Origin of the sequence: Micromonospora sp. NPDC048935, assembly GCF_043197875.1 — a bacterium.
Classification (GTDB): domain Bacteria; phylum Actinomycetota; class Actinomycetes; order Mycobacteriales; family Micromonosporaceae; genus Micromonospora.
This window is the reverse complement of record NZ_JBICTZ010000007.1, coordinates 392,302-414,892: the sequence shown is the minus strand read 5'-3', so window position 1 is coordinate 414,892 and position 22,591 is coordinate 392,302. Positions and strand designations below refer to the sequence as shown.

Below are 22,591 nucleotides of genomic sequence, written 5' to 3'. Positions count from 1 at the left end.
CATGGACCTGGCGAGCATCTACCGCGCGGAGTACGGCCGCTGCGTCGCCACCCTGACCCGCCTCCTCGGTGACATCAACCTTGCCGAGGAGGCGGTCCAGGACGCCTTCACCACCGCGTTGCAGAAGTGGCAGAGCCCGCCGCCGAACCCTGGCGCCTGGATCGTGACCACCGCCCGCAACCGGGCGATCGACCGGCTCCGCCGGGAGTCGACCCGGGAGGCCCGGCACGCCCAGGCCCTGCTGCTGCACCAACAGGACCAGCCCCGAGAGGTGGGACCGGTGCAAGACGACCAACTGCGACTCATCTTCACCTGTTGCCACCCGGCGCTCGGCCCGGACGCGCGGACCGCCCTCACGCTTCGCCTGCTCGGCGGTCTCGACGTACCGGAGATCGCCCGGGCCTACCTGACCCAGGAGTCGACAGTCGCGCAGCGGATCGTGCGCGCGAAGAAGAAGATCCGCGACGCGGGCATCCCCTACCGGGTACCCGCCGACCACGAGCTGCCGGACCGGCTGCCGTACGTGCTCACCGTGCTCTACCTGATGTTCAACGAGGGCTACGCGTCCACCGCCGGCCCCCTGATCAGAACGGACCTGTGCACCGAGGCGATCCGGCTCGCCCGCGAGCTGGCCGCGTTGATGCCCGACGAGCCCGAGGTGCTGGGCCTGCTCGCCCTGCTGCTGCTGACCGAGGCACGCCGCCCCGCCCGGCTCGGCCCGACCGGCGAGTTGGTGCTGCTGGCCGACCAGGACCGGTCACTGTGGAATCGGGCACTCATCGCCGAGGGGCACGACCTGGTCCGGCGATGCCTGCGGCGCGACCGGCCCGGCCCGTACCAGATCCAGGCCGCGATCGGCGCGGTGCACACCGACGGAGCCGCCACCGACTGGTCGCAGGTTCTGGCGCTGTACGACCAGCTCCTCGCGCTCGCGCCGACCCCGGTCGTCGCGCTGAACCGTGCGGTCGCCGTCGCCGAGGTGCACGGACCGGCGGTGGCCCTCGCCGAGTTGGCGGGCCCCGACCTCCCGGGCTACCACCGGCTGCCCGCCACCCGAGCCGAGCTGCTGGTCCGGCTCGGACGCGACGACGAGGCCCGGGCCGCCTACGACCAGGCCATGGCACTGACCAGCAACGAGACCGAGTACGCCCACCTGCGGACACGTCGTGCCGCACTCACCCACAGCAGGAGCGCATCATGACCGCCACCTACACCGTCGACGTCTTCTCCAGCCTCGATGGCTTCGGCACCACCAGCGGCAACTGGGGTGGTTACTGGGGTAAACAGGGCCCCGAGCTGCTCGCGCACCGGCTGGACGCCTACACCGCGGAGCAGCGCATGGTCTTCGGCGCCCGCACGTACCGGGTGTTCGCGCAGATGCTGGCCGCGAGCACCGAGGAATCCGAGGTCCGCGACGCCTGGGTGACCAGGATGAGGGCCCTCCCGGCGACAGTGGTGTCGAACACGCTGGAAGGCCCCCTCGACTGGCCGGACGCGACTGTCGCGCGCGGCGACGCCGTCGACGTCGTCGCCCGGCTCAGGGAGGAGTCCGAGGTGCCCCTGCGCTCGCACGGCAGCCTGTCGATGAACCGGGCGCTGATGGCCGCCGGTCTGGTCGACTTCGTCCAGGTGACGGTCTTCCCGGTGATCACCGGGAAGACCGGTACCGAGCCGATCTTCCAAGGTGCGGCCGACTTCGACCTGGAGCTGATCGAGAGCCGGATCCTCGACGGCCGCACCCAGGAGCTCGTCTACCGGCCCACCCTGCACGCCTGACCGAAGCCCTCGGCCATCCGGATCCCTCGTCGGCCTACCGCATCGCCGCCGAGAGGTCGGCCGCGGCCTCGAACGTCGGCGCCGCGCGCCGGGTCTCGTCGGCACTGAGTACGACGGCTTCCGCGCGGGCCAGCAACTGCCGTGCGGTCTCCTGGTCGCGCAGCACCATTGCCAGCTCGGCGCGGTAGACGAGGACCTCCACCTGCGCGACCGGGTCGTCATCGGGTTGTGGGCGGGCGAGTGCGCTGTCGAGGATTCGGATGGCCTGCTGGACGTCACCCCTGGAGTCGCCCTGCACGACGGCGTTCGCCAGGGCTTTCGCGAGCCGTCCGGGCGGCACCGTCGCCGCCGCGGGCGTTTCGGCGACGTTCTGGACCACGCGGATCCAGTTGCCGCCCGGGTCGATGACGCTGAACCCGCCCACGCCGTCGTAGTTTCGTCGCGCCCGGGGACGCGTCATCCGCGGTGTCCCGGACACCAGGACCTTGCCGTACGCGGTCCGCATTCCCGCCGCGAATGCCCGGTGCAGCTCCGCGATGTCCGAGGTGAGGACCAGGCAGGAGCCGTAGGACTGCTCGGGGTCGAAGCCGGCCATCTCGAAGAAGTGCAGATGCAGGTCGTCGCGTCGCAACGCCACGTACGGGTTGGGTTTGCGCTGCTGGTACGTGGTGTGGAAGCCGAGAACCTCGTAGAAGGTGACGATGTCGTCGATGGACGCGCAGGGCAGCAGGGGAACGGTCACCTCGTTGGTCATGGGTCCTTCCTAGGCGTCGTGAGGTGTCCGTCGCACATGAAAAAAGCCGATCATCGCCATTGCTCGTCCAATCGGGTGATGACGGCCGAGTCCCGGCCTTGGCCACCACGTACACCTCAGACGGCGCCCCGGACCTCCGGCCGACCGTGGCCGGTGCCCGCAGGTGACCAGGTCGGCGGTGTGTCCGTCCGACCGTCGGGGACACCTCGGCGGGGACGCGCGGGTCGCGTCCCCGCCGCCGGCCTGGCGGGGTCACCCACACCTTTCACCCTGCGGTACGGTGCCGGGCACACCGACACCCCGGAGGTGGAGCCGTGCCTGCCGTCGTCGCCCTCATGTTGACCCTGGCCCTCGCGCCCGCGCCGTCCCCGTCGGCCACCTCGGACCCGGTGGGGGACCTCCTCGGTGGCGTCGGCCGGATCGTCGACGACCTGCTCGGCCACGGCGCGACGCCGAGCGCGACGCCGACCGCCACCCCGGCGGCCACGCCCGGGTCACCAACGGCCACCGACCGCCCCACCACCGCGGGGCCCGGCGCGACCCCTGCGCCCGCCGGGTCGTCGGTCGCTGTCCGAACACCGGCGGCACCCGCCGCCCCCGCCGGCCCCACCACCGGCACGGGCACCCGCGAGGCCGCCGTGTCCCCGCGCGACGGCGTCGACACCCCCGCTTCGGCTGCCTCGCCGGTGCTCGTCAGCCCCGCTCGCGACGGTTGGCCCCTCGCGTACTCCCTGCTGGTCGCCGCCGCCCTCGCGGTGCTGGCGCTGCTGTTCCTGCGCCGCCGCCGGGCGTCCTCCGCGCCCGTGCCGTCCTCCGCGCCCGTGCCGTCCTCCGCGCCCGTGCCGTCCTCCGCGCCCGTGCCGTCCCTCGACCCCGAGGCGGGTCCCGACCCCACGCCGGACAACGTCCGGCGGCTGCCGACCAGCCTCACCGACATCTACGAGTTGGGCCGGCTGGACGAGCGGGTCGAACAGGAGCGTCGCCGCTCCTGAGGCACGGCCTCCGGTCGTCGGGATCAGGGCGCCGAGTACGCGCCCTCACGCCGCGGGATGTCGTCGTCGTACGCCCCGACCGGCCCGCTGTAGCGGGCCGTGCCCTTCGGGTACGGCCAGGCGTTCGCCGTGCAGCCGTGCAGGCCCAACGTCTGCTGCTGCATCACCGGCGCCGGCCGGCCCTGCCCGGGGCACCGCTCGTGACCGAACCCGAGCTTGTGCCCCACCTCGTGGTTGACCATGTACTCCCGGTAGGTGGTCAGGGTCGCGCCGTAGCCCGGCACCCCCTTGACCCAGCGCGCCACGTTGAGCACCACCCGGCCCCCGTTGCGGCACGAGGTGTAGGCGTCGGGCACGTCCTGGCAGAGCGTGTCACGGGTGCCGGGGGTCGCCAGGTAGATGGTGAAGTCGGTCGGGTCACCGGCACCCACCCGGCGCAGCCGCCACGCCCCGCCGGCCGTCCACCCGCGGGGGTCGTTCAAGGTCGTGGAGATCGCCGTGGCGATGTCGTCCACCGGCAGGCCCCGGATGTCGCGCTCCACCGCGATCCGGTAGCGCAGCAACCGACCGCCGGTCCCGTGCGCGGCTGCGGCCTCGGCGGACGCCGTCGACCAGCGGTTGCTGCCGGAGGCGGGGTAGGCGACCGGGACGGCGGACGCGGACGTGGGTGGGACACCGGTGACTCCGGTCGGCCGACCCGCGGCGGTGGTCGGAGCCGACCCGCGGGGCGGGGGCGCGGCGGCGACGGGGTCGGCGTCGGCCTGCCCGGGGGTTGTCGGCGCACACCCGGTGAGCAGCGCCACCACCAGCAGTGACGCCCCCGAGGCGATACGCCACCGGCGGGTAACCTTCGTCGACATGTCTCTCCCCTCGCTCCGCCGATCGGCGGCAGCGGAGGAGAAGACGGGCGAGACCGGCGAAAGGTTGAGGTGATTTCGGCTCAACCTTTTTCCGGTCTCGCCCGTCCCTAGCAGTGGTGGCACGGGGGAGGGTTCACGGTGGCGCGGGGTGACGCGGAGTTCGTCGAGTTCGCGAGAGCGGCGTCCGCGCGACTCGTGCATGCCGCGTTCCTGATGACCGGCGACCACCACCAGGCCGAGGACGCCGCGCAGACCGCGCTGGTCCGCACCTACGCGTCCTGGTCGCGGGTCCACGACGACGATGCCTACGGGTACGCCCGCCGTACCCTGGTCAACCACCTGGTCGACGGGTGGCGGCGACCGATGCGGGAGTATCCGACCGACGAGGTGCCGGAACAGCGGCGCGACGACGTGGCCGACGAGGTGGCCACCCGGCAGTGGTTGATCACCATCCTGGGCGCGCTCAGCCCTCGTGAGCGGGCCATCGTCGTGTTGCGCTACTACTTCGACCTTCCGGAGGCGCAGGTGGCCCGGGACCTCGCCGTGTCCGTGGGCACGGTCAAGAGCACCAGCTCGCGAGCTTTGGAGAAGCTGCGCACCGCCGCGCCGCGGCCGGCCGACAGGGAGGCGCGCCGATGAGCGAGTGGGAACGGCTCCGCGACGCCATGCGGGCGACCGAGCGCCCCGACGCCATGCTCGACCTGACCCTGGTGATGCGCGAGGGGCGTCGGCTGCGTACCCGTCGGCGGGTCGCCGGAGCGGGAACGGCGACGCTCGCGGCCGGGGTCGCCGCCGTCGTCGTGGTGGGGGTCGTCACCCGGCCGGGCGATCCGCCCGCCTCCGAGCGTCCACCGCCGGTCGCCGTCGGGTCGCCGTCGTCCGGTGTCTCGATGGTGCCGGAAGCGATGAAGCCCACGCCACCGCCGACGAAGGTCCGCGACGTCCCGGCCCCGAAGCCCCAGGGCCAGCTGATCGACAGCGGGGTGCGGCACGGCTCCGACCGCCGGGTCTACTACATGGTCGGGGTGTCGGTGTCCGGCGAGCCGGGGGTGACCATCGGGTTGGCCGCCGGTCGTCAGGGTCCGGACGGCCTGCTGACCACGGACATCCTGGTCAACGACGTCGACGGGTCCGACCGCAGCGCCGGGTTCCACGAGATCGGCTACGACGAGAGCCTGTCCGCCGAACCGGTGCCCACCTTCGGTTACTTCGTCGGCCCCGCCGTCCGGATCATCGGCACGGTCGCCGGTCGGCAGGTCGATGCCCGGTTGGCCCGGTGGAGTCTCGACAAGCAGGTGGTGATCTTCTGGTTCGAGCCGGCCACGCTGACCCCGGGGGAACGGCTCGACGGCATCATCGCCCGCGACGCCAACGGCCGCCGACTCTGACGCGCCGACCTGTCGCGCCGACCTGTCGCGCCGACCTGTCGCGTCGGGCCGGCTCAGGCCGGATCGTCCAACCGGCGCTCGATGGTCACCGTCGTGCCCTCGGCCGTGGAGACCAGCCGCACGTCGCCGTAGGCGTTCATCAGCAACGCGCCGCGCCCGCGATCCATCGCCGGCCGGCGGTCCCGCCAGGTGCCGAAGTCGCGCACCGAGATCCGGATCAGCCCGCCGCCCACCTGGAGCCGGACCCGCACCTCCGGGCGGCTGGGCCGCTGCGCGTGCTCGACGGCGTTGTTCATCGCCTCGGACGCGGCGAGCAGAAGATCCTCCACCACGTCCGGGTCGACGTCGAGGTCGTCGAGCATCAGCCGGACGTCCCGACGCATGGCCGCCGCCGAGGTGGGTGCGGACGGGTAGGTCCACCCGACGTCCACGAGGTCGCCCAGCCCGTTCGGGTCGCCCAGCCCGTTCGGGTCGGTCGGGGCCTGCGCCAGGACCGGCGCGTCCCGCCCGACCGCGACCGGCCGGGGCGGCGCGACCGTGTTGCGGGGGTCGGGCCGCGCCGACGCCACGTCGACCGCCGAAGGTGGGGTGGCGGCGGCGGCCGAGTGGCGGCGGGCCCGCCGGATGCCGGCCCGGACCCGGGCGATCAGCTCGGCCGCGGCGAACGGCTTCACCAGGTAGTCGTCGGCGCCCAGGGTGAGACCCTCCACGCTGGCCTGACCGCCGGCACGGGCGGAGAGGACCAGCACCGGCAGGGACCGGGTCGCCGGGTCCGCGCGGAGCCGGCGGACCAGGTCGAAGCCGTCCAGCACCGGCATCATCACGTCGGTGAGGACCAGGTCCGGACGGTCGCGGTGGACCTCGTCGAGGGCCTGCCGGCCGTCGGTGACGGCCCGCACCCGCCAACCCTGCCCGGTGAGCAGCCGCGTGAGGTATGCCCGCATGTCGGCGTTGTCGTCGGCGACGAGGATCCGAGCCCCGGCCAGCTCGTCCACGGCCGGACCGGAGGCGTCGCCGGGCTCGGGCGGGTCGCCGCCCGGCTCGGTGAGCCAGCCCATCGCCTCCTGGGCGGTGGCACGGGCCGCGTCGCCCCGTCCGACCGGCGACGGCTCGCTCACCGCCGTGCGGCGAGCCGCCGACCAGGGCAGCGCCACGGTGAACGTGCTGCCGACACCCACCCGGCTCGCCACCCGCACGTCGCCACCCTCCAGCCGGGCCAACTCGTACGCCAGGGCCAGGCCGATGCCCGTGCCCTCGTGGCTGCGGGAACGGGCACCCCGGACCCGGTGGAAGCGTTCGAAGAGTTTCGGCAGGTCCGGTTCGGCGATGCCGATGCCGGTGTCCGTGACGGTGAGGCGGACCTCCTCGTCGTCGGCTTCCAGGGCGACCCGGATGCGGCCGATGAACGTGTACTTCAGGGCGTTGGACAGCAGGTTCGTGACGATGCGTTCCCAGTTGACCGGGTCGACGGTGACCGGGCGGGGCAGCGGCGGGCAGACCACCTCGAGGGTCAGCCCGGCCCGCTCGACGGCGGCCCGGAACACGCCGGCCAGCTCGGCGGTGAGCGCCGCCAGGTCGACCACGCGGGCGTCGCTGCGGGCCCGTCCGGCCTCCAGGCTGGAGAAGGTGAGCAGGCTGTTGACCAGGGTCAACAGTCGGGTGGCGTTACGCCAGGAGGTCTCCACCCGCTCCCGCTGCACCGCGGCCAGCGGCGCGGAGGCGTCGGAGAGGGCGTCGGTGAGCGGGCCGAGGATGAGGGTCAGCGGGGTGCGGAACTCGTGGCTGACGTTGGCGAAGAAGTCGTTCTTCACCCGGTCCAGTTCGGCGAGCGCCTCGACCCGACGCCGCTCCTGCTCGTACTCCTGTGCGTTGCGCAACGCCACGGAGATCTGCTGGGCCAGGAGTTGGTAGAAGGACCGGTACGCCTCGTCGAGCCCCCGGCTGGGGCTGACCCCGGCCAGCAGGACACCGAGCGGCTGGTCCTCACCGCCCGAGGGCAGCGGCAGCGCCAACGCCGTGCGGACCGGGTCGCCCCAGGGGCCGCCGGGCAGTGGCAGCCGGTCGGCGACGTCGGACACCCGGCTTGCTCGGCCCTGCGCGGCGTCCGCCAGCCCCCACGCGTCCGCGACCGGGCCGGGGTCGGCCAGCTCGACGGTGTCCGGCAGTGCCCCCGCGTACCCCTGGTCGCCGCCCGTGCAGGCGACCCGCCGCAGCACCGCGCCGTCGCGCAGGTAGATGGCGGTGAACGGCACGTCCAGCGGATGCTCCTCGATCGCGTCGGTGAGCCGGGTGCTGGTGGCGTGCACGTCGACGGTGCGCCCGTCGCCGAGAACGGACAGGTCACGCAGCAGCCGCAGCCGGCGTTCGCCGACCACCTGCTCGGTGACCTCGCTGCACACGGTGAGGACGCCGACGGTGCGGCCGTCGTCGTCGCGGACCGGGGCGTGCGAGACGCTGAAGTACGCCTCCTCGCGGTAGCCGGCCCGCTCCAGCAGCAGCCGCAGGGCGGGGACCCAGCTGGCCACCCCGGTCGCCGTGGCCTGCTCGATGAGCGGGGCGAGGACATCCCAACCCTCGGCCAGGGTGACCCGTACGTCGTCGCCGAGCGCGGCCGGGTGTTTGTCGCCGATCAGCGCGGAGTACGCGTCGTTGTAGAGCTGGGAGAAGGTCTCTCCCCAGAGCAGCAGCATCGGGTACCGGGACGAGAGCACCATCCGGACGGCGGCGCGCAGGCTCTGCGGCCAGCCGCTCACCGGACCGAGTGGGGTGCGTGTCCAGTCCAGCTCTGCCATCAACCGGCCGGTGTCACCGCCACCGGTGAACAGGTCGCTGCGGGGTCCCGTCACGCTTGACCCGACCCCATCGCAAGCCCCCGTTCCGGGCCCCACGACCCCTGCTGGCGTTACCTACCCATCCTGACACCTCTACTCACCTGTGCCGACGCCGGTACCTACCGTCGAAGCGGTGGCGGTTCGAAACGAACGACCGATGCTCGCGACATAGACATCTGTAAGTCTCACGGGTATCTCTCCAACCCCCGAGGAGCCCCCATGAGAGGCAGAACGCTGAGCGCGGGTGTCGCGCTCGCCGTGTTCGCCGGCATGACGGTGACGCTGGCCGCCCAGCCGGCGACCGCGTCGCCCACCACCGCGACAGTGGCCCGGCCGATCGCCGCGTCCGCCGCCGCCCTGGCCGCACCGGACATCTCCGTCGCCAACGTCCAGGCCCACCTGACCCAGTTCAACGCCATCGCCAGCAGCAACGGCGGCAACCGCCGGGCCGGCTCGGCCGGCTACACCGCCTCGCTCGCCTACGTGAAGACCAGGTTGCAGTCGGCCGGCTACACCGTCAGCGAGCAGTACTGCTCCAGCTGCACGTACCCCTCGAACAACCTGGTCGCGGAGTGGCCGGGCGGGCCGGCCGACCAGGTCGTCATGTTCGGCGCGCACCTGGACGGGGTCTCGGTCGGTCCGGGCATCAACGACAACGGCACCGGCTCGGCGACCCTGCTGGAGAACGCGCTGGTCCTGGCCGCGCAGAACCCGACGATGACGAAGCGGGTCCGGTTCGCCTGGTGGACCGACGAGGAGCAGGGGCTCAACGGCTCCCGGTTCTACGTCAACTCGCTCAGCAGCACCCAGCGCGGCTATATCAAGGGCTACTACAACTTCGACATGGTCGGCTCGGTCAACGGCGGCTACTTCATCAACCGGGTCAGCTCGACCACCGCGGCGCCGCTGAAGGCGTACTGGGACTCGTTGGGCCTGTCGCCGGAGGAGAACGTCGAGGGTCAGGGCCGCTCCGACGACTACTACTTCCAGCAGGCCGGCATCCCCACCTCTGGCTACGCGGCCGGCGCCAGCGCCCGCAAGACCAGCTCCCAGGCGGCCAAGTGGGGCGGCACCGCCAACTCCGCGTACGACCCGTGTTACCACCGGGCCTGCGACACCACCGCGAACGTCAGTGCCACCGTGTTGAACCGGGCGGCCGACGGTGTGGCGTACGCGCTGTGGCAGCTCGCCGTCAGTGGGGGCACCCCGAGCTGCACCGGCGGTCAGGTGGTCGGCAACGGTGGCTTCGAGAGCGGCGGCACGCCGTGGACCGCGTCCTCCGGTGTGATCACCAATGCCGGCGGCCAGCCGGCCCGGACCGGGTCGTACAAGGCGTGGCTGGGCGGCAACGGCAGCACCCGCACCGAGAGCCTGTACCAGTCGGTGACCCTGCCGGCCGGCTGCGCCACCTACACGCTGTCGTTCTGGCTGCACATCGACACGGCCGAGACCACCGGGTCCACGGCGTACGACCGGCTCGCCGTGCAGGTGGGTTCGACCACGCTTGCCACGTACTCGAACCTCAACGCCGCCTCCGGCTACGTCCAGCGCAGCTTCAACGTGGCCGGGTTCGCCGGGCAGACGGTGACGCTGCGGTTCACCGGGACCGAGGACTCGTCGTTGCAGACGAGCTTCGTGATCGACGACGTGACGTTGCAGGCGAGCTGACGGGCGTCGGGTGGAGGCGGGCGGCGAGCGTCCCCTCCACCCGACCTCTAGTCACGCTCGTCGATCTCTGGTAAAAACCCTTCAAGGCCGGCCCCTGATTCGCAAAATTTCACCCCTCATGCGAACGGGAGTGCCATGTCATCCACCCGACCCACCCTGCGCCGCCGCGTGCTCACGCTGCTCGTGGCCACCCTCGCCGCGGTCGGCGCCGCGCTGGGCCTGGCCGCCCCGGCCTTCGCCATCAGCCACTCCAGCGCCACCTCACAACTGCGCGCCGCCGGCATCTCCTGGACCTCCAGCGGCGGCTGTAGCGACCGCAACGTGCCCACCTGCACCTCGTTCGACGGGGTGCGGCAGGTCACCATCGACGGCATCATCACCTTCAAGCGGGCCAGCGGCTGCGCGGTCACCGTCACCGCCGGCACCGAGGTCGGGCACGCCGGGGGCACGTACAGCCACTGGAACGGCTACAAGCTCGACATCGCGTTGAGCACCTGCATCCAGAACTACATCTCGGCGAACTACACCTACGTCGGCTACATCGCCGGCTTCGGCTACCAGTACCGCGCTCCCTCCGGCAACCTCTACACCAGGGAGGGCAGCCACTGGGACATCCTCTTCTACAGCTGCGGTGGCTGCTGAGCGACCTGCGTCGAGTCGGGGTACGCGGGTCGCCCGCGTACCCGGAGACGGGCCGCCGCCGTGGGAGCCGGCGGCGGCCCGGTCGCGGCCGTGGTGTCGCGGGTCAGGGGAGCTGCGGGTAGAGTGCGGCGACACCGCCGGCCAGTCCGGCCTGCACCTGCCGGCTGATGTCGTCGGCGACGATCTCGTACGCGTCGGCCTCGATGCCGTCCACGCCGAGCCGGGCGATCACCGCCGGGTCGGACTTCGCGCTGGTCACCGTCGCGGCCATGTCGGTGTCCAGGTAGCCGACGTGCAGACCGGCGACCCGGACGCCCCGCTCGGCGAGCTGGAGGCGCAGCGCGTTTGTCATCGCCCACTCGGCGGACTTCGCCGCGCCGTAGGCCCCGTGCATCGGGAAGTTCACCCAGGAGAGCACGGAGAGCACGTTGAGGATCGTGCCGCCGCCGTTGCCGGTGATGACCGGCGCGAACGCCCGGATCGTGGACAGCGTGCCGACGTAGTGGGTCTCCAGCTCCAGCCGGATGAGGTCCAGGTCACCGTCGATGAGGTCGGTGCGGGTGTCGATGCCGGCGTTGTTGATCAGGAGGTTGACGTCGCCGGCCTGCTTGGCGGCGGCGGCCACCGAGGCGGGGTCGGTGATGTCGAGGCGCACCGGCGTCACGCCGGGCAGGTCGACGGTGTCCGGGTTGCGGGCGCCGGCGTAGACGGTGGCGCCACGGGCGAGGAGTTCGGCGGCGAGGTGGCGGCCGAAGCCGCGGTTGGCGCCGGTGACGAGGGCGGTGCTGCCTGCGATCTTCATGGCGGCGACGCTATCCCACCTGACTTCTGTGTGCCAAAGTCAGCCATCTCACACCGGGGCGACCCGTCCCGATCGGGAATACGACGGGATGCGGTCACCACGCGGCGGGTGACGACTCGTATCCTTTCCGCGAACCTCCGCACGAGCCGAGATGGGAGACGGTGTGAGCAACCAGGCCGAAACGTTGGAATTCCAGGCCGAGGCGCGTCAGCTCCTCCAGCTGGTGGTCCACTCGATCTATTCGAACAAGGACGTCTTCCTACGGGAGCTCATCTCGAACGCGTCCGACGCCCTGGACAAGCTCCGGCTGGCCACGCTTGTCGACAAGGACCTCGTCGCCGACACCGACGACCTGCACGTCGCCCTCGAGGTCGACCGGGACGCCCGCACCCTCACCGTGCGGGACAACGGCATCGGGATGACCCGCGACGAGGTGGTCGCGCTGATCGGCACCATCGCCAAGTCCGGCACCGCCGAGCTGCTGCGTCAGTTGCGCGAATCCGCCGACGCCCACGCCAAGCAGGACCTGATCGGCCAGTTCGGTGTCGGCTTCTACGCCGCGTTCATGGTCGCCGACCGGGTCACCCTGCTGACCCGCAAGGCCGGCGAGACCGGCGGCACCCGCTGGGAGTCCACCGGCGAGGGCACGTACTCGATCGAGGCCGTCGACGAGGCACCGCAGGGCACCACGGTGACCCTGCACCTGAAGCCGGTCGACACCGAGGACAACCTGCACGACTACACCGCCGAGTGGACCATCCGCGAGATCGTCAAGCGATACTCCGACTTCATCGCCTGGCCGATCCGGATGACCGTCGAGCGCCCCGGCACCGACGGCGAGGCCGCCACCAGCGAGGTGCAGACCCTCAACTCGATGAAGGCACTCTGGGCGCGGCCCCGCGACGAGGTCGACGCCGCCGAGTACAACGAGTTCTACAAGCACGTCAGCCACGACTGGGCCGACCCCCTCGAGGTCGTGCACATGAAGGGCGAGGGCACCTTCGAGTACGAGGCGCTGCTGTTCCTGCCCAGCCACGCCCCACTGGACCTGTTCTCCCCGCAGGGCCGACGTGGGGTCCAGCTCTACGTCAAGCGCGTGTTCATCATGGACGACTGCGAGGCGCTCGTCCCGACCTACCTGCGCTTCGTCAAGGGCGTGGTCGACGCGCACGACCTGTCGCTGAACATCTCCCGGGAGATCCTCCAGCAGGACCGGCAGATCCAGATCGTCCGCCGCCGCCTGGTCAAGAAGGTCCTCGCCACCGTCAAGGACCTGAAGGCCAACCACGCCGAGCGCTACCGCACCTTCTGGACCGAGTTCGGCGCGGTGGTCAAGGAAGGGCTGATCGACGACACCGACAACCGGGACACGCTGCTGGACATCCTGTCGGTGGCCTCCACCAACGACCCCGCCGAGCCCACCGACCTGGCCGGCTACGTGGCGCGGATGAAGGACGGCCAGAGCGACATCTGGTACGCCACCGGTGAGTCCCGGGCCGCCATCGAGAACTCCCCGCACCTGGAGGCGTTCCGGGCCAAGGGCCACGAGGTGCTGCTGCTCACCGACCAGGTCGACGAGGTGTGGGTCGAGCGGGTCGGCACGTACGACGGTCGGCCGCTGCGCTCGATCGCCAAGGGCGAGATCGACCTGGACACCGACGAGGAGAAGCAGCAGGCCGAGGCCGAGCGCGAGCAGCAGCGACAGGAGTTCGCCGGGCTGCTCGACTGGCTGGGCACCACCCTGACCGACAGCGTCCGGGAGGTCCGCCTGTCGTCCCGGCTGACCACCTCACCGGCGTGCGTCGTCGGCGACGCCCAGGACCTCACCCCGACCCTGGAGAAGATGTACCGGGCGATGGGGCACGAGATCCCCGCGACCAAGCGGATCCTGGAGATCAACCCGGGGCACCCGCTCGTCTCCGGGCTGCGCAAGGCCCACGAGCAGGGCAGTGACCCCACCGCCCTGACCGAGACCGCCGAGCTGCTCTACGGCCTGGCGGTGCTCGCCGAGGGCGGTGAGCTGACCGACCCGGCCCGCTTCACCCGGACGCTCGCCGACCGGCTGGCGCGCACCCTGTAAGCCGTCTACCAGGTCGCCTCGTCGATCATGGAGTTGTGGTGGGTGACAAAGCGCCCGTCACAGTGCCCAACAGGCACCACAACTTCATGATCGACGAGGCTGGTGCCCCTCGCCTGGTAACGTCGGCGACCTCAAGGTCCGCACCCTCCCGGCCAGCGGGAGGCGCAAGATCTCCGCTTTCGTGCTGGGAGTCTTGCCATGCCCGCAGACAATCGACCGACGAATCCATCGCACACCCGTCTGCGCCTGTTGACCGCGGTCAACGCCCGCAAGGATGCGGGCAGCAGCCCCACCGGGATCGTCGGGCGGAGCCTGGCTCGGCAACTGCTGGGCGCCGGCGACAGGGTGCGGGTTCTCGCCGAGCCCGGCCAGGCCGATGACTGGCCCGACGCGGTCGAGGTCGTCGAGGGATCCATCACCCGCCCGCGCGAGTGCGCCGGGGTCTTCGACGGCGTCCACGGCGTCTTCCTCGCCGGAGCCGTTCCGACGACGGTACGGGATGCCCTGGAGGCCGCCCGGGATGCCGGTGTACGGCGCGTCGTCGTGCTGTCCTCGCACGGGCCGGAGTACGAAGAGAACCATCCGCCGGAGACGTGGTTCTGGTTGGCCATCGAGCGGGCCGCCGAGTGCTCCGGGATGGAGTGGACGCACATCCGCCCGTCGGCGGTGCTGGGGGCGATGATCGAGGGCACCTATCCGGCGACGGGATCGGACTGGCCGGAGATGATCCGGGGCGATGGTGTCGTACGGGAGGCGTTTCTGGGCGGCGGCCACTACCCCTTCATCCACGAGGACGACCTCGCCGCGGTCGCGGCGGCGGCGCTGCGCGTCGACGACCACGTCGGCGCCGTGTTGGAGGCCGTCGGTCTGCCGATCAGCAGCCGTTCGCGGGTGGCGAGCATCGCCAGAGCCATCGGCCGCGACATCGCCACCGTCGAGGTGACGCCCGACGAGAGCCGGGCGAGGTGGCGGCGTGGCGGCTGGCCCGACAGTGGCATCGACGTGACGCTGTACGCGCTCGAGGAATACGGGGCGCGGCTCGCTGAACTCACCGCCTGGACGCTCGCCCAACGGCCGACCGTGCACGAGATCATTGGCCGCCCACTACGCGGCGTCGACGACTGGGCGGTCGAGAACGCCGAACTGTTCCGCTGAGCGTCGGTCGCTCCACCCGCGTTACCGCATCGCATCGTTCCCTGACTCCGCCGCCGGTCACCGGCCCGGGACCACCAGGCCGGACTCGTAGGCGACCATCACCGCCTGGGCTCGGTCGCGCAGGTGCAGCTTGGCGAGCAGGTTGCCGACATGGGTCTTCACCGTGTGCTCGCTCAGGTGGTGGTGCGCGGCGATCTCCGCGTTGGACAGGCCGGCCGCGATCAGGCGCAACACGTCCGCCTCGCGGGCGGTCAGGGCGGTCACCGCGGCCACGAGGGCCGGGTCCGGGTGACCGCGCCGGTGCAACTCGCCGATCACCCGTGCGGTGACGGCGGGAGCGAGCAACGCGTCGCCGGCGGCGACCACGCGTACCGCGTTCACCAGGTCGGCCCGTGGGGCGTCCTTGAGCAGGAAGCCGCTGGCACCGGCACGCAGGGCCGCGTACAGGTAGTCGTCGGTGTCGAACATGGTCAGGGCCAGGACCCTGCTCGGCGTACGGGCGCACACCTGACGGGTCGCGGCAACACCGTCGAGGACGGGCATGCGCATGTCCATCAGGACGACGTCGGGCCGGTGCACGAGGGCGGCCCGCACGGCACCCGCGCCGTCGGCGGCCTCGGCGACCACCTCGATGTCCGGCTCGGCACCGAGGATCGTCGCGAACCCGGCCCGGAACAGGTCCTGATCGTCGGCGAGCACGACGCGCAGCATCAGCACGCCGCCGGTGCCCGCAGGGGGAGGGTGGCGGTGACGGTGAAGCCGTGGCCGTCCGGGGCGGGGCCGGTGTGCAGGGTTCCGCCGCAGGACTGGGCCCGCTCGCGCATGCCGATGATCCCGTAGCCGGGCAGGCCGGCGGCACAGCCCCGATCGCCGTGGCCGTCATCGGTGATCGACACGGTCAGGGCCTCGGCCGTGTAGTCCAGCAGGATACGGACCGACCCGGCCTCGGCATGCCGGACCACATTGGTCAGCGACTCCTGCACGATCCGGTAGGCGGCGACCCCCACGTCCGCGGGTGGTTCCACGGGCGATCCGGCGACATGCCCGGCCGGCGGCTCGGGCCGCGGACCGGAGACGGGTCCGGACGCGACGGTGAGCACGGCGTCCAGCCCGGTGGCGCGGACGCGTTCGACGAGGGCGCCGAGGTGGGCCAGACCCGGCTGGTCGAGTGGGTGGTCGGCGGGCTCGCGCAGGCTGCCGACCGCGCGGCGGAGCTGGACCACCGCGTCCCGGCCGGTGGCGGCGATCGTGGCGAAGGTGGCGTCGGCGCGTTCCGGGTGGGGGCGGACCAGGAGCGGACCCGCCTCCGCCTGGACGATCATGACACCGACCGCGTGGGTGAGGATGTCGTGCAGGTCGTGGGCGATGCGGGTGCGTTCGCGCAACACGGCCGCCGCCCGCTCACCGACGACGCGACGATCACGTTCGGCGAGGGCGGTGGCCTGGGTGCGGCGGGCGCGGGCGCTGGTCCCCAGGGCGTACGCGAAGACGTAGGCGACCGACAGGTACCGCAGCACCTCCACGTCCGGGTGGGGATACAGCAGTGACAGCACCAGGCCGGCGGCGGTGAGCACGATGCCCAGCAGTCGGATCGGCAGGGCGGACCGTGCCGCGAACGTGTAGAGGCAGACGAGCGGGCCGACCGGCAGCAGCGGAGGCGCGCCGAGCGCGGCGGAGACGGTCGTGGCGACGCCCACGACGACGGCGACCGGGATCAACGCGCGGTCGCGCCACAGCACCGGCACCGACGACGCGACCGCGAGCGGCAGCGCCCACCAGGCGCGTGGTCCGCCGGCCAGGGCGGGCAGCACTGTCGTGGCGACGGCAGCCCCGGTGACGGCGAGATTGACGTACCGCTTCACGTCGGCAGTATCGTCCCGCCCGGCACTCCCGCGCCTCCCTCCACGGGACCAGATCAAACCCGCTTCGTACGGCGATCCGCGCCCCCCGCTCCCGCCGCACGATCGACCCATGATGACGATCGTCGCCGCGCTGCTCAGTGGCCTGCTCTGGCTCGGTGGCACCGGCCTGCACCCCGTTGCCGCGCTGACCTGGCTCGCCCCGATTCCGCTGCTCCTCGCCGCACTGCGGGTCCGCCCGCGGACCGCACTCGGCGCGACGGTCCTCGCCTGGTCGATCGGCCAGCTCGGTCTGGTGGGGTACTACCTCGACACCCTGCACCTCCCGGTCCCCGTGGTGGCCGGCGTGACCCTGCTCGGCCTCGCCCTGGCCGGCGGCACGGTCCTGCTCGCCCGGGAACTGCTGCTGCGCGGACGTTCCGTGGCCGCCGTCCTCTGCGTGCCGTCCGTGTGGGTGCTGGGCGAGTACGCCGCGTCGCGCCTGCTCCCCAACGGTGCCTGGTGGAGCCTCGCCTACACGCAGGCCGACGTCCGCCCGGTCATCCAGGTGACCGCCCTCACCGGCGTCTGGGGCGTCACCTACCTGCTGCTCGCCGTGCCGATCGCCCTCGCCGCCCTGCTCGGCGGTGCCCGGCCGACCCGCATCGGTCGACGCCCCGCACTGGCCTGCCTGCTCGCCCTTCTGCTCGGCACCGGCGGATGGTCGGCCTGGTCACTGAGCCGTTCCCCCGATCCGGCCGCGCCGCTGACCGTCGGCCTGGTCGCCCTGTGGCAGCCCGAGGACGGGCTCCCGATCGACGAACCGGCCGGGCGTGACCTGCTCACCCGTTACGGTGCGCGGGTGGCGGGCCTGGCCGCCCGCGGGGCACGCGTCGTCGTGCTGCCGGAGAAGGTGTTCGCCGTGACGGACTCGACGCTGCCGCTACTCGTGGACGCGCTGCACCAGACCGGGGCCCGGGTCGTCGTCGGCGCGGTACTCCGCCGAGCCGGCACGGCGAGCAACGTCGCTCTGGTGCTGGACCCGGACGGGACGAGCACGACGTACACCAAACAGCGCCTGGTCCCGGGCCTGGAGGACTGGATGGCGCCGGGGGACGACGACGTGCTCCTGGACGGGCGGTTCGGTGTCGCGATCTGCAAGGACCTCGACTTTCCGGGCCTGGTCCGGGGGTATCGGGCGCAGGGTGCCACGATGCTGCTCGTCCCGGCCCTGGACTTCACCTCCGACGGCTGGCTGCACGGCCGGATGGCCCTGGTCCGTGGTGTGGAGAACGGGCTCACCGTGGTCCGCGCCGCCGCGCTCGGACGGCTGACGGTCACCGACCCCGGCGGCAGAGTGGTGGGGGAGACGACCAGCGCCGGCGACGTGGAGCTGCTGGTCACGGCCGCTCCGACGAGCGGATGGGGCACGGTCTACTCGCGTACCGGAGACTGGTTTGCGGGCCTGTGCCTGGCCCTCCTGGTCGTCGCCGTGGTGCGGACGCGGCGAACGCCCGGCCGGTGACCTGGCCGAGCGTTCGTGCGTGCGCTGAGTGACCGCGTGCCCGTCACGCCGCAGAAGCGGACGCCTTGGGGCCTCGCTGCGCCGCGACCGGGCCGGCGTTCCAGCCCCAGCGGGGTGCGGTGCTCTCCCCGGGCCAGCCCGTGCCGCCCTCGTCGCCGTCGATGCTCGTCTCGACCGCGTCGGGGGTGCTGCGGGCCAGCCGCAGCGACTGCTCCGCGCCGTTACGGGCCGCGCACGGCCAGGACTGCCCGGCGCACTGGAGGTTGCGGCAGTGACCCTCGTCGTCCGGCTCGTGGGCGCTCAGCACGTCGATCGCCAGCTGCCACAGCAGAGGATCGGTCACGTCGTGCGGACGCTCGGCGCGGCGACTCGGTCGGTTGCTGGTGTCGTCGGACATCATGGGTCCCCCCTTGTCAGGCTGTACCCCACAAGGGTCACCCGTCCGCCGCCGGTTAAACCGCCGACCTGCTGTGATGTGTCTCCCGTCGCAGCAGGCCGGGTGGACGCCGCACGCAGATCGGTCAATCCGGCAGGAGCGGCATCTCGACGCCGGGCTCGCGGCCCAGCAACACCGCACGGGTGAGCGCCGCCGATCCGAACCGGTCACGGACCGCGTCCACCGCCGCATCCAACTCCGCACCCGGGTCATTGTGGAACGGCAGCTCCGGCTGCACCGGATTGTCGTCCAGGTTGCCCACCGAGACACCGATCAGTGTCACACCACGGCGATCGATCTCGGGCAGTGCGGCCCGTAGCAGCGTTCGCGCGGCGGCCAGCAGCGGCGTCGTGTCGGCCGTTGCCTTGCCGACGGTGTGCGACCGGGTCGCCCGGGTGTAGTCGCCGAACCGTAGCCGCACCATCACCGTGCGTCCGGCCCGCCCGGCCGCCCGCATCCGCCGGCTGACCCGGTCGACCAGACCGGTGAGGATGGCGTCCAACTCCGCCGGGGCATGCGGGGTGCGGCTCAGCGCGTGTTGCGCGCCCATCGAACCGCGACGGCGGCCGACCTGCACCGCCCGCGGGTCGCGGTTGTGGGCCAGAGCGTGCAGGTGCCGCCCGGCGCCCGAGCCGAGCAGCGACACGAGCGCGGCCTCGCCGAGCCGGGAGACCTCCCCGACGGTACGGATCCGATGCTCCCGCAACGTGGCGGAGGTGACCGGGCCGACGCCCCACAGGCGCTCGACCGGCAGCGGGTGCAGGAACGCCAACTCGGCGTCCGGTGCGACCACCAGCAGCCCGTCCGGCTTCGCCACCTGACTGGCCACCTTCGCCAGGAACTTCGTGCGGGCCACACCAACCGTGATCGGCAGGCCGACCCGGTCCCGAACCTCCCGGCGCAGCCGCTCGGCGATCTCGGCCGGCGACCCGACCAGCCGCCACAGGCCACCCACGTCCAGGAATGCCTCGTCGATGGAGAGCCCCTCGACCAGCGGGGTGGTCTGCCGGAAGATCTCGAAGACCGCGCGGCTCGCCGCCGTGTACGCCGACATCCGTGGCGGCACCACGATCGCGTCCGGGCACAGCCGGCGCGCCTGCTGGCCGCCCATCGCACTGCGTACGCCCCGCGCCTTCGCCTCGTAACTGGCCGCGAGGACCACCCCGCCGCCGACGATCACCGGCCGCCCGCGCAGGCGCGGGTCGTCACGCTGCTCGACCGACGCGTAGAAGGCGTCCAGGTCGGCATGCAGGATGTGGGCGCCGGGCGACACGTACACATGTTCGCACGACGCCCGGCGAGGACGGCAGTGAGCTGGGTGAACGCCGGATCAGTCGAGGCAGAACTCGTTGCCCTCGGGGTCGGCCATGATGAGGTGGCCGGCCCCGAGCGGGGGAGCGGGCTCGTGTCGACCGAGCCGGGTGGCGCCGTGCGAGACGAGGCGGTCGGCCTCCGCCTCCAGGGCCGCCATCCGGGGCGCCCCCTCCAGCCCCGGAGCGGCTCGCACATCGAGGTGGACGCGATTCTTCACCTTCTTGGGCTCCGGCACCTTCTGGAAGAACACCCGGGGCCCCGAGCCGTCCGGGTCGACCACCGCCGACGCGTCGTTGCGGCGCTCCGGCGGCACACCCATCGCTTCCAGCGCCTGATCCCACGACTCGAAGTCGCCGGGCGGCGCCTGCACCTGGTAGCGGAGCGCCTCGGCCCAGAACGTCGCCAGCGCGGCCGGGTCGGCGCAGTCGAACGTGATCTGGATGTCGCGGGCCATGTCTGTTCCCTCTTTCCTGGTCATGATCTGCAGCCTCTCCCGGATAGCGGACAGTTTCGTTCCGCTATCGGTGCAACGATCGGCGCATGACCGTCGAGGCGACGACCGAGCGGGTCCTCCGGTTGCTGGCGCTGTTGCAGCGGCGACCGTCCTGGACGGCCGCCGAGCTGGCCGCCGAGCTGGGGGTCACCAGCCGATGTGTGCGCCGCGACGTGCAGCGTCTGCGGGTGCTCGGCTATCCGGTGTACGCGACGGCCGGCGTCGGCGGCGGCTACCAACTCGGTGCGGGCACCCGGCTGCCACCGCTGCTCCTGGACGACGAGGAGGCGATCGCGACAGCGATCTCCCTTCGCCTCGCCTCGGGAGGCACTGTCGCCGGTGCGGCCGAGGCGGCGCTGCGGGCACTCGCGAAGCTCGACCAGGTGATGCCGTCCCGGCTGCGCGCCGAGGTGCGGGCGGTGCACGGGTCCACGGAAACCCTCGTCGGCCCGGTGGCCGAGATCGACGCGGAGGTGCTGGTGACACTCGCCCGGGCCTGTCGCGACGCCGTGCGGGTCCGGTTCACCTACGCCACCCGCGACGGCGGGGAGGGTGAGCGGACTGTCGATCCGATCCGGATGGTCACGACCGGTCGCCGCTGGTATCTGATGGCCTGGGACGTCGACCGCGACGACTGGCGCACGTTCCGCCTCGATCGGATGGGCACGGCGGTGGCGACGACCTGGCGCTTCCGGGCCCGCGAGCACCCGGATCCGGTCGCCTTCGTGCAGCGGTCGGTGACCGCGGCGCCGTACCGGTATCTGGCCCGGGCGCGGGTGCACGCCCCGCCCGAGCGGGTGCGGGCGTTGGTGCCGCCCGAGGTGGGGCGGGTCGAGGACGACCGCGACGGGTGGTGCGTGCTTGTCGTCGGCGGGGAGAGCCTGGACTGGCTCGCCGCACACCTCGCACGCCTGGACTACGAGGTGGAGGTGCTGGAGCCTCCGGAGCTGCGCGAGGCCGCCGGCCTGCTCGCCCGCCGCCTCGCGGCGCTGGCCGGGGCGGCGTCGGAGCGCAGCGCGTAGTGACGCAGCGACACCGGGCTGCCGTCCGGGGCGGTCCACGGTGCGACGCTGACGCCGGTGCACCGCCATCCGGTGCGCTCGTAGAGGGCGGCGGCCGCGACGTCACCGCAGGTCACGTCGAGCACCAGATCGGTTCCGCGGGCGGTCGCCCACTGGCGGGTCCGGGCCAGGAGCGCGCTGCCCAACGCCAGCCCTCGGGCGGCCGGCGCCACGAACAGGCGAGCGACCTCGGCCGTCGGTCGGCCCGGCGGCCCGGTCGCCGGGCTGGGCAGCCGGTGTACCGCGACGTGCCCCACAATGGCCGCCTCAGCCTCAGGGTTGACGGCGACGGCGACCCAGGCGCGTGCCGGGTGTGGTTCGCGCAGCCAGCGGTGTGGGTCGGCGGGCCAGTTCAGCGGGTATCCGTCGAGCCGGTGGACCTCCGCGAGCGCCGCGACACATCCGTCGAGGTCGGTGGCTCGCCGGCGGCGAATGCGCGGTGGGATCACAGGTCGTCGAACGGGCCCGCGTAGCGGAACTCGCCCCGGATCGACTCGCGCCAGGCATGCATCGGTCGGGCCATGAAGTACTGCGAACCCCACGGCTGCGGCGGGGTGACGCCCACCTCGACGGCGGGCCGGAACCCGAAGCGCGGGTAGTAGTCGGGGTGCCCGAGCAGCACCACGAGCGGCTCGTCACGGGCGTCGGCCGCGCCGAGCACCGCGTGCATCAACGCGCTGCCGACGCCGCGCCGCTGCCACCCGGGCAGCACGCCGAGCGGACCCAGGCCCAACGCGACAGGCTCACCGGCCACCCGGCCGCGGGTGGCCACCACGTGCCCCACCACCCGGCCGTCCGAATCGGTCGCCACCAGGGAGTACGCGGGCAGCCAGCCCTCGTCGACACGCAGCGCGTCGACAAGCGTCGCCTCGACGGGCACACCGGCACCGCCCGTGGTCTTGGCGAAGGCAGCCGAGTGCACCGCCCGGATGGCATCGACGTCGGCGGGCATCTCACGTCTGATCAGCACCAAGCC

22 protein-coding genes are annotated in these 22,591 nt (G+C 72.4%); 11 read left to right on the top strand and 11 right to left on the bottom strand.

The annotated features are described in order from the left end of the window. The first annotated feature begins 1 nt into the window (after position 1). Together ACGFIW_RS21670 and ACGFIW_RS21665 are read left to right on the top strand one after the other, a co-directional pair. Positions 2–1,201, top strand: coding sequence for an RNA polymerase sigma factor (locus ACGFIW_RS21670; protein ID WP_393318422.1), 1,200 nt, complete (start codon positions 2–4; stop codon positions 1,199–1,201). Next, the gene (locus tag ACGFIW_RS21665; RefSeq protein ID WP_393318419.1) at positions 1,198–1,776 is read left to right on the top strand and encodes a dihydrofolate reductase family protein; all 579 of its coding nucleotides are present in this window, start codon (positions 1,198–1,200) and stop codon (positions 1,774–1,776) included. The genes ACGFIW_RS21670 and ACGFIW_RS21665 overlap by 4 nt, the downstream gene beginning before the upstream one ends. Before the next feature lie 34 nt (positions 1,777–1,810). Here ACGFIW_RS21665 and ACGFIW_RS21660 read toward each other — a convergent pair whose 3' ends face one another. Continuing rightward, positions 1,811–2,530: a VOC family protein gene (locus tag ACGFIW_RS21660; RefSeq protein WP_393318416.1), complete on the bottom strand. Its 720-nt coding sequence runs from the start codon at positions 2,528–2,530 to the stop codon at positions 1,811–1,813. A 314-nt stretch (positions 2,531–2,844) separates the two neighbouring features. Between ACGFIW_RS21660 and ACGFIW_RS21655 the strand changes: the two genes are divergently transcribed. Continuing rightward, a complete protein-coding gene (locus ACGFIW_RS21655; RefSeq protein ID WP_393318414.1) occupies positions 2,845–3,522 on the top strand; it encodes a hypothetical protein in 678 nt (225 codons plus the stop codon). Positions 3,523–3,545: 23 nt separating this feature from the next. On the opposite strand, the gene ACGFIW_RS21650 is transcribed toward ACGFIW_RS21655, so the two are convergent. Continuing rightward, positions 3,546–4,382: a DUF3152 domain-containing protein gene (locus tag ACGFIW_RS21650; RefSeq protein ID WP_393318411.1), complete on the bottom strand. Its 837-nt coding sequence runs from the start codon at positions 4,380–4,382 to the stop codon at positions 3,546–3,548. Positions 4,383–4,520: 138 nt separating this feature from the next. Here ACGFIW_RS21650 and ACGFIW_RS21645 point away from each other — a divergent pair, with 138 nt between their 5' ends. Next, a complete protein-coding gene (locus ACGFIW_RS21645; protein WP_393318408.1) occupies positions 4,521–5,021 on the top strand; it encodes a SigE family RNA polymerase sigma factor in 501 nt (166 codons plus the stop codon). Further along, on the top strand, positions 5,018–5,770 hold the full coding sequence (locus ACGFIW_RS21640; RefSeq protein WP_393318405.1) for a hypothetical protein: 753 nt from the start codon (positions 5,018–5,020) through the stop codon (positions 5,768–5,770). Before ACGFIW_RS21645 ends, ACGFIW_RS21640 begins: the two co-directional genes overlap by 4 nt. Positions 5,771–5,823: 53 nt before the next feature. Here the strand turns inward: ACGFIW_RS21640 and ACGFIW_RS21635 are convergent, their stop codons facing one another. Continuing rightward, complete coding sequence (locus ACGFIW_RS21635) at positions 5,824–8,616, bottom strand: ATP-binding protein (protein WP_393318402.1); 2,793 nt, start codon at positions 8,614–8,616, stop codon at positions 5,824–5,826. Positions 8,617–8,820: 204 nt separating this feature from the next. Between ACGFIW_RS21635 and ACGFIW_RS21630 the strand changes: the two genes are divergently transcribed. Both ACGFIW_RS21630 and ACGFIW_RS21625 read left to right on the top strand, forming a co-directional pair. Further along, the gene (locus ACGFIW_RS21630) at positions 8,821–10,269 is read left to right on the top strand and encodes a M28 family peptidase (protein ID WP_393318399.1); all 1,449 of its coding nucleotides are present in this window, start codon (positions 8,821–8,823) and stop codon (positions 10,267–10,269) included. Positions 10,270–10,404: 135 nt separating this feature from the next. After that, positions 10,405–10,911 (top strand): hypothetical protein, encoded by a 507-nt coding sequence (locus ACGFIW_RS21625; protein ID WP_393318396.1) that lies wholly within the window; start codon positions 10,405–10,407, stop codon positions 10,909–10,911. Positions 10,912–11,014: 103 nt separating this feature from the next. Here ACGFIW_RS21625 and ACGFIW_RS21620 read toward each other — a convergent pair whose 3' ends face one another. Then, positions 11,015–11,713 (bottom strand): SDR family oxidoreductase, encoded by a 699-nt coding sequence (locus ACGFIW_RS21620; RefSeq protein ID WP_393318393.1) that lies wholly within the window; start codon positions 11,711–11,713, stop codon positions 11,015–11,017. Between the two features lie 151 nt (positions 11,714–11,864). Here ACGFIW_RS21620 and htpG point away from each other — a divergent pair, with 151 nt between their 5' ends. Then, entirely contained in the window at positions 11,865–13,793 is a 1,929-nt protein-coding gene (gene htpG, locus ACGFIW_RS21615; RefSeq protein ID WP_393318390.1) for a molecular chaperone HtpG, read from the top strand. 198 nt (positions 13,794–13,991) lie between these two features. After that, entirely contained in the window at positions 13,992–14,948 is a 957-nt protein-coding gene (locus tag ACGFIW_RS21610) for an SDR family oxidoreductase (protein WP_393318388.1), read from the top strand. Between the two features lie 57 nt (positions 14,949–15,005). On the opposite strand, the gene ACGFIW_RS21605 is transcribed toward ACGFIW_RS21610, so the two are convergent. Continuing rightward, a complete protein-coding gene (locus tag ACGFIW_RS21605; RefSeq protein WP_393318547.1) occupies positions 15,006–15,659 on the bottom strand; it encodes a response regulator in 654 nt (217 codons plus the stop codon). Further along, on the bottom strand, positions 15,659–16,810 hold the full coding sequence (locus ACGFIW_RS21600) for a sensor histidine kinase (RefSeq protein ID WP_393318385.1): 1,152 nt from the start codon (positions 16,808–16,810) through the stop codon (positions 15,659–15,661). The genes ACGFIW_RS21605 and ACGFIW_RS21600 overlap by 1 nt, the downstream gene beginning before the upstream one ends. A gap of 109 nt (positions 16,811–16,919) precedes the next feature. On the opposite strand from ACGFIW_RS21600, the gene ACGFIW_RS21595 reads away from it, so the two are divergent. Then, positions 16,920–18,311, top strand: a complete 1,392-nt coding sequence (locus ACGFIW_RS21595; RefSeq protein ID WP_393318382.1) for a nitrilase-related carbon-nitrogen hydrolase — start codon at positions 16,920–16,922, stop codon at positions 18,309–18,311. Positions 18,312–18,354: 43 nt separating this feature from the next. Here ACGFIW_RS21595 and ACGFIW_RS21590 read toward each other — a convergent pair whose 3' ends face one another. The 3 genes from ACGFIW_RS21590 to ACGFIW_RS21580 form a co-directional block, all read right to left on the bottom strand. Further along, the gene (locus ACGFIW_RS21590; RefSeq protein WP_393318379.1) at positions 18,355–18,711 is read right to left on the bottom strand and encodes a hypothetical protein; all 357 of its coding nucleotides are present in this window, start codon (positions 18,709–18,711) and stop codon (positions 18,355–18,357) included. 121 nt (positions 18,712–18,832) lie between these two features. Then, positions 18,833–20,020, bottom strand: a complete 1,188-nt coding sequence (gene dinB / locus ACGFIW_RS21585; RefSeq protein WP_393318376.1) for a DNA polymerase IV — start codon at positions 20,018–20,020, stop codon at positions 18,833–18,835. Positions 20,021–20,077: 57 nt separating this feature from the next. Further along, positions 20,078–20,515 (bottom strand): VOC family protein, encoded by a 438-nt coding sequence (locus tag ACGFIW_RS21580; RefSeq protein ID WP_393318544.1) that lies wholly within the window; start codon positions 20,513–20,515, stop codon positions 20,078–20,080. 86 nt (positions 20,516–20,601) lie between these two features. On the opposite strand from ACGFIW_RS21580, the gene ACGFIW_RS21575 reads away from it, so the two are divergent. Beyond that, a complete protein-coding gene (locus ACGFIW_RS21575; RefSeq protein WP_393318373.1) occupies positions 20,602–21,576 on the top strand; it encodes a helix-turn-helix transcriptional regulator in 975 nt (324 codons plus the stop codon). On the opposite strand, the gene ACGFIW_RS21570 is transcribed toward ACGFIW_RS21575, so the two are convergent. Further along, a complete protein-coding gene (locus ACGFIW_RS21570) occupies positions 21,471–22,064 on the bottom strand; it encodes a GNAT family N-acetyltransferase (RefSeq protein ID WP_393318370.1) in 594 nt (197 codons plus the stop codon). The genes ACGFIW_RS21575 and ACGFIW_RS21570 overlap by 106 nt on opposite strands. Then, positions 22,061–22,585, bottom strand: a complete 525-nt coding sequence (locus ACGFIW_RS21565; protein ID WP_393318367.1) for a GNAT family N-acetyltransferase — start codon at positions 22,583–22,585, stop codon at positions 22,061–22,063. The genes ACGFIW_RS21570 and ACGFIW_RS21565 overlap by 4 nt, the downstream gene beginning before the upstream one ends. Positions 22,586–22,591 lie beyond the last annotated feature (6 nt).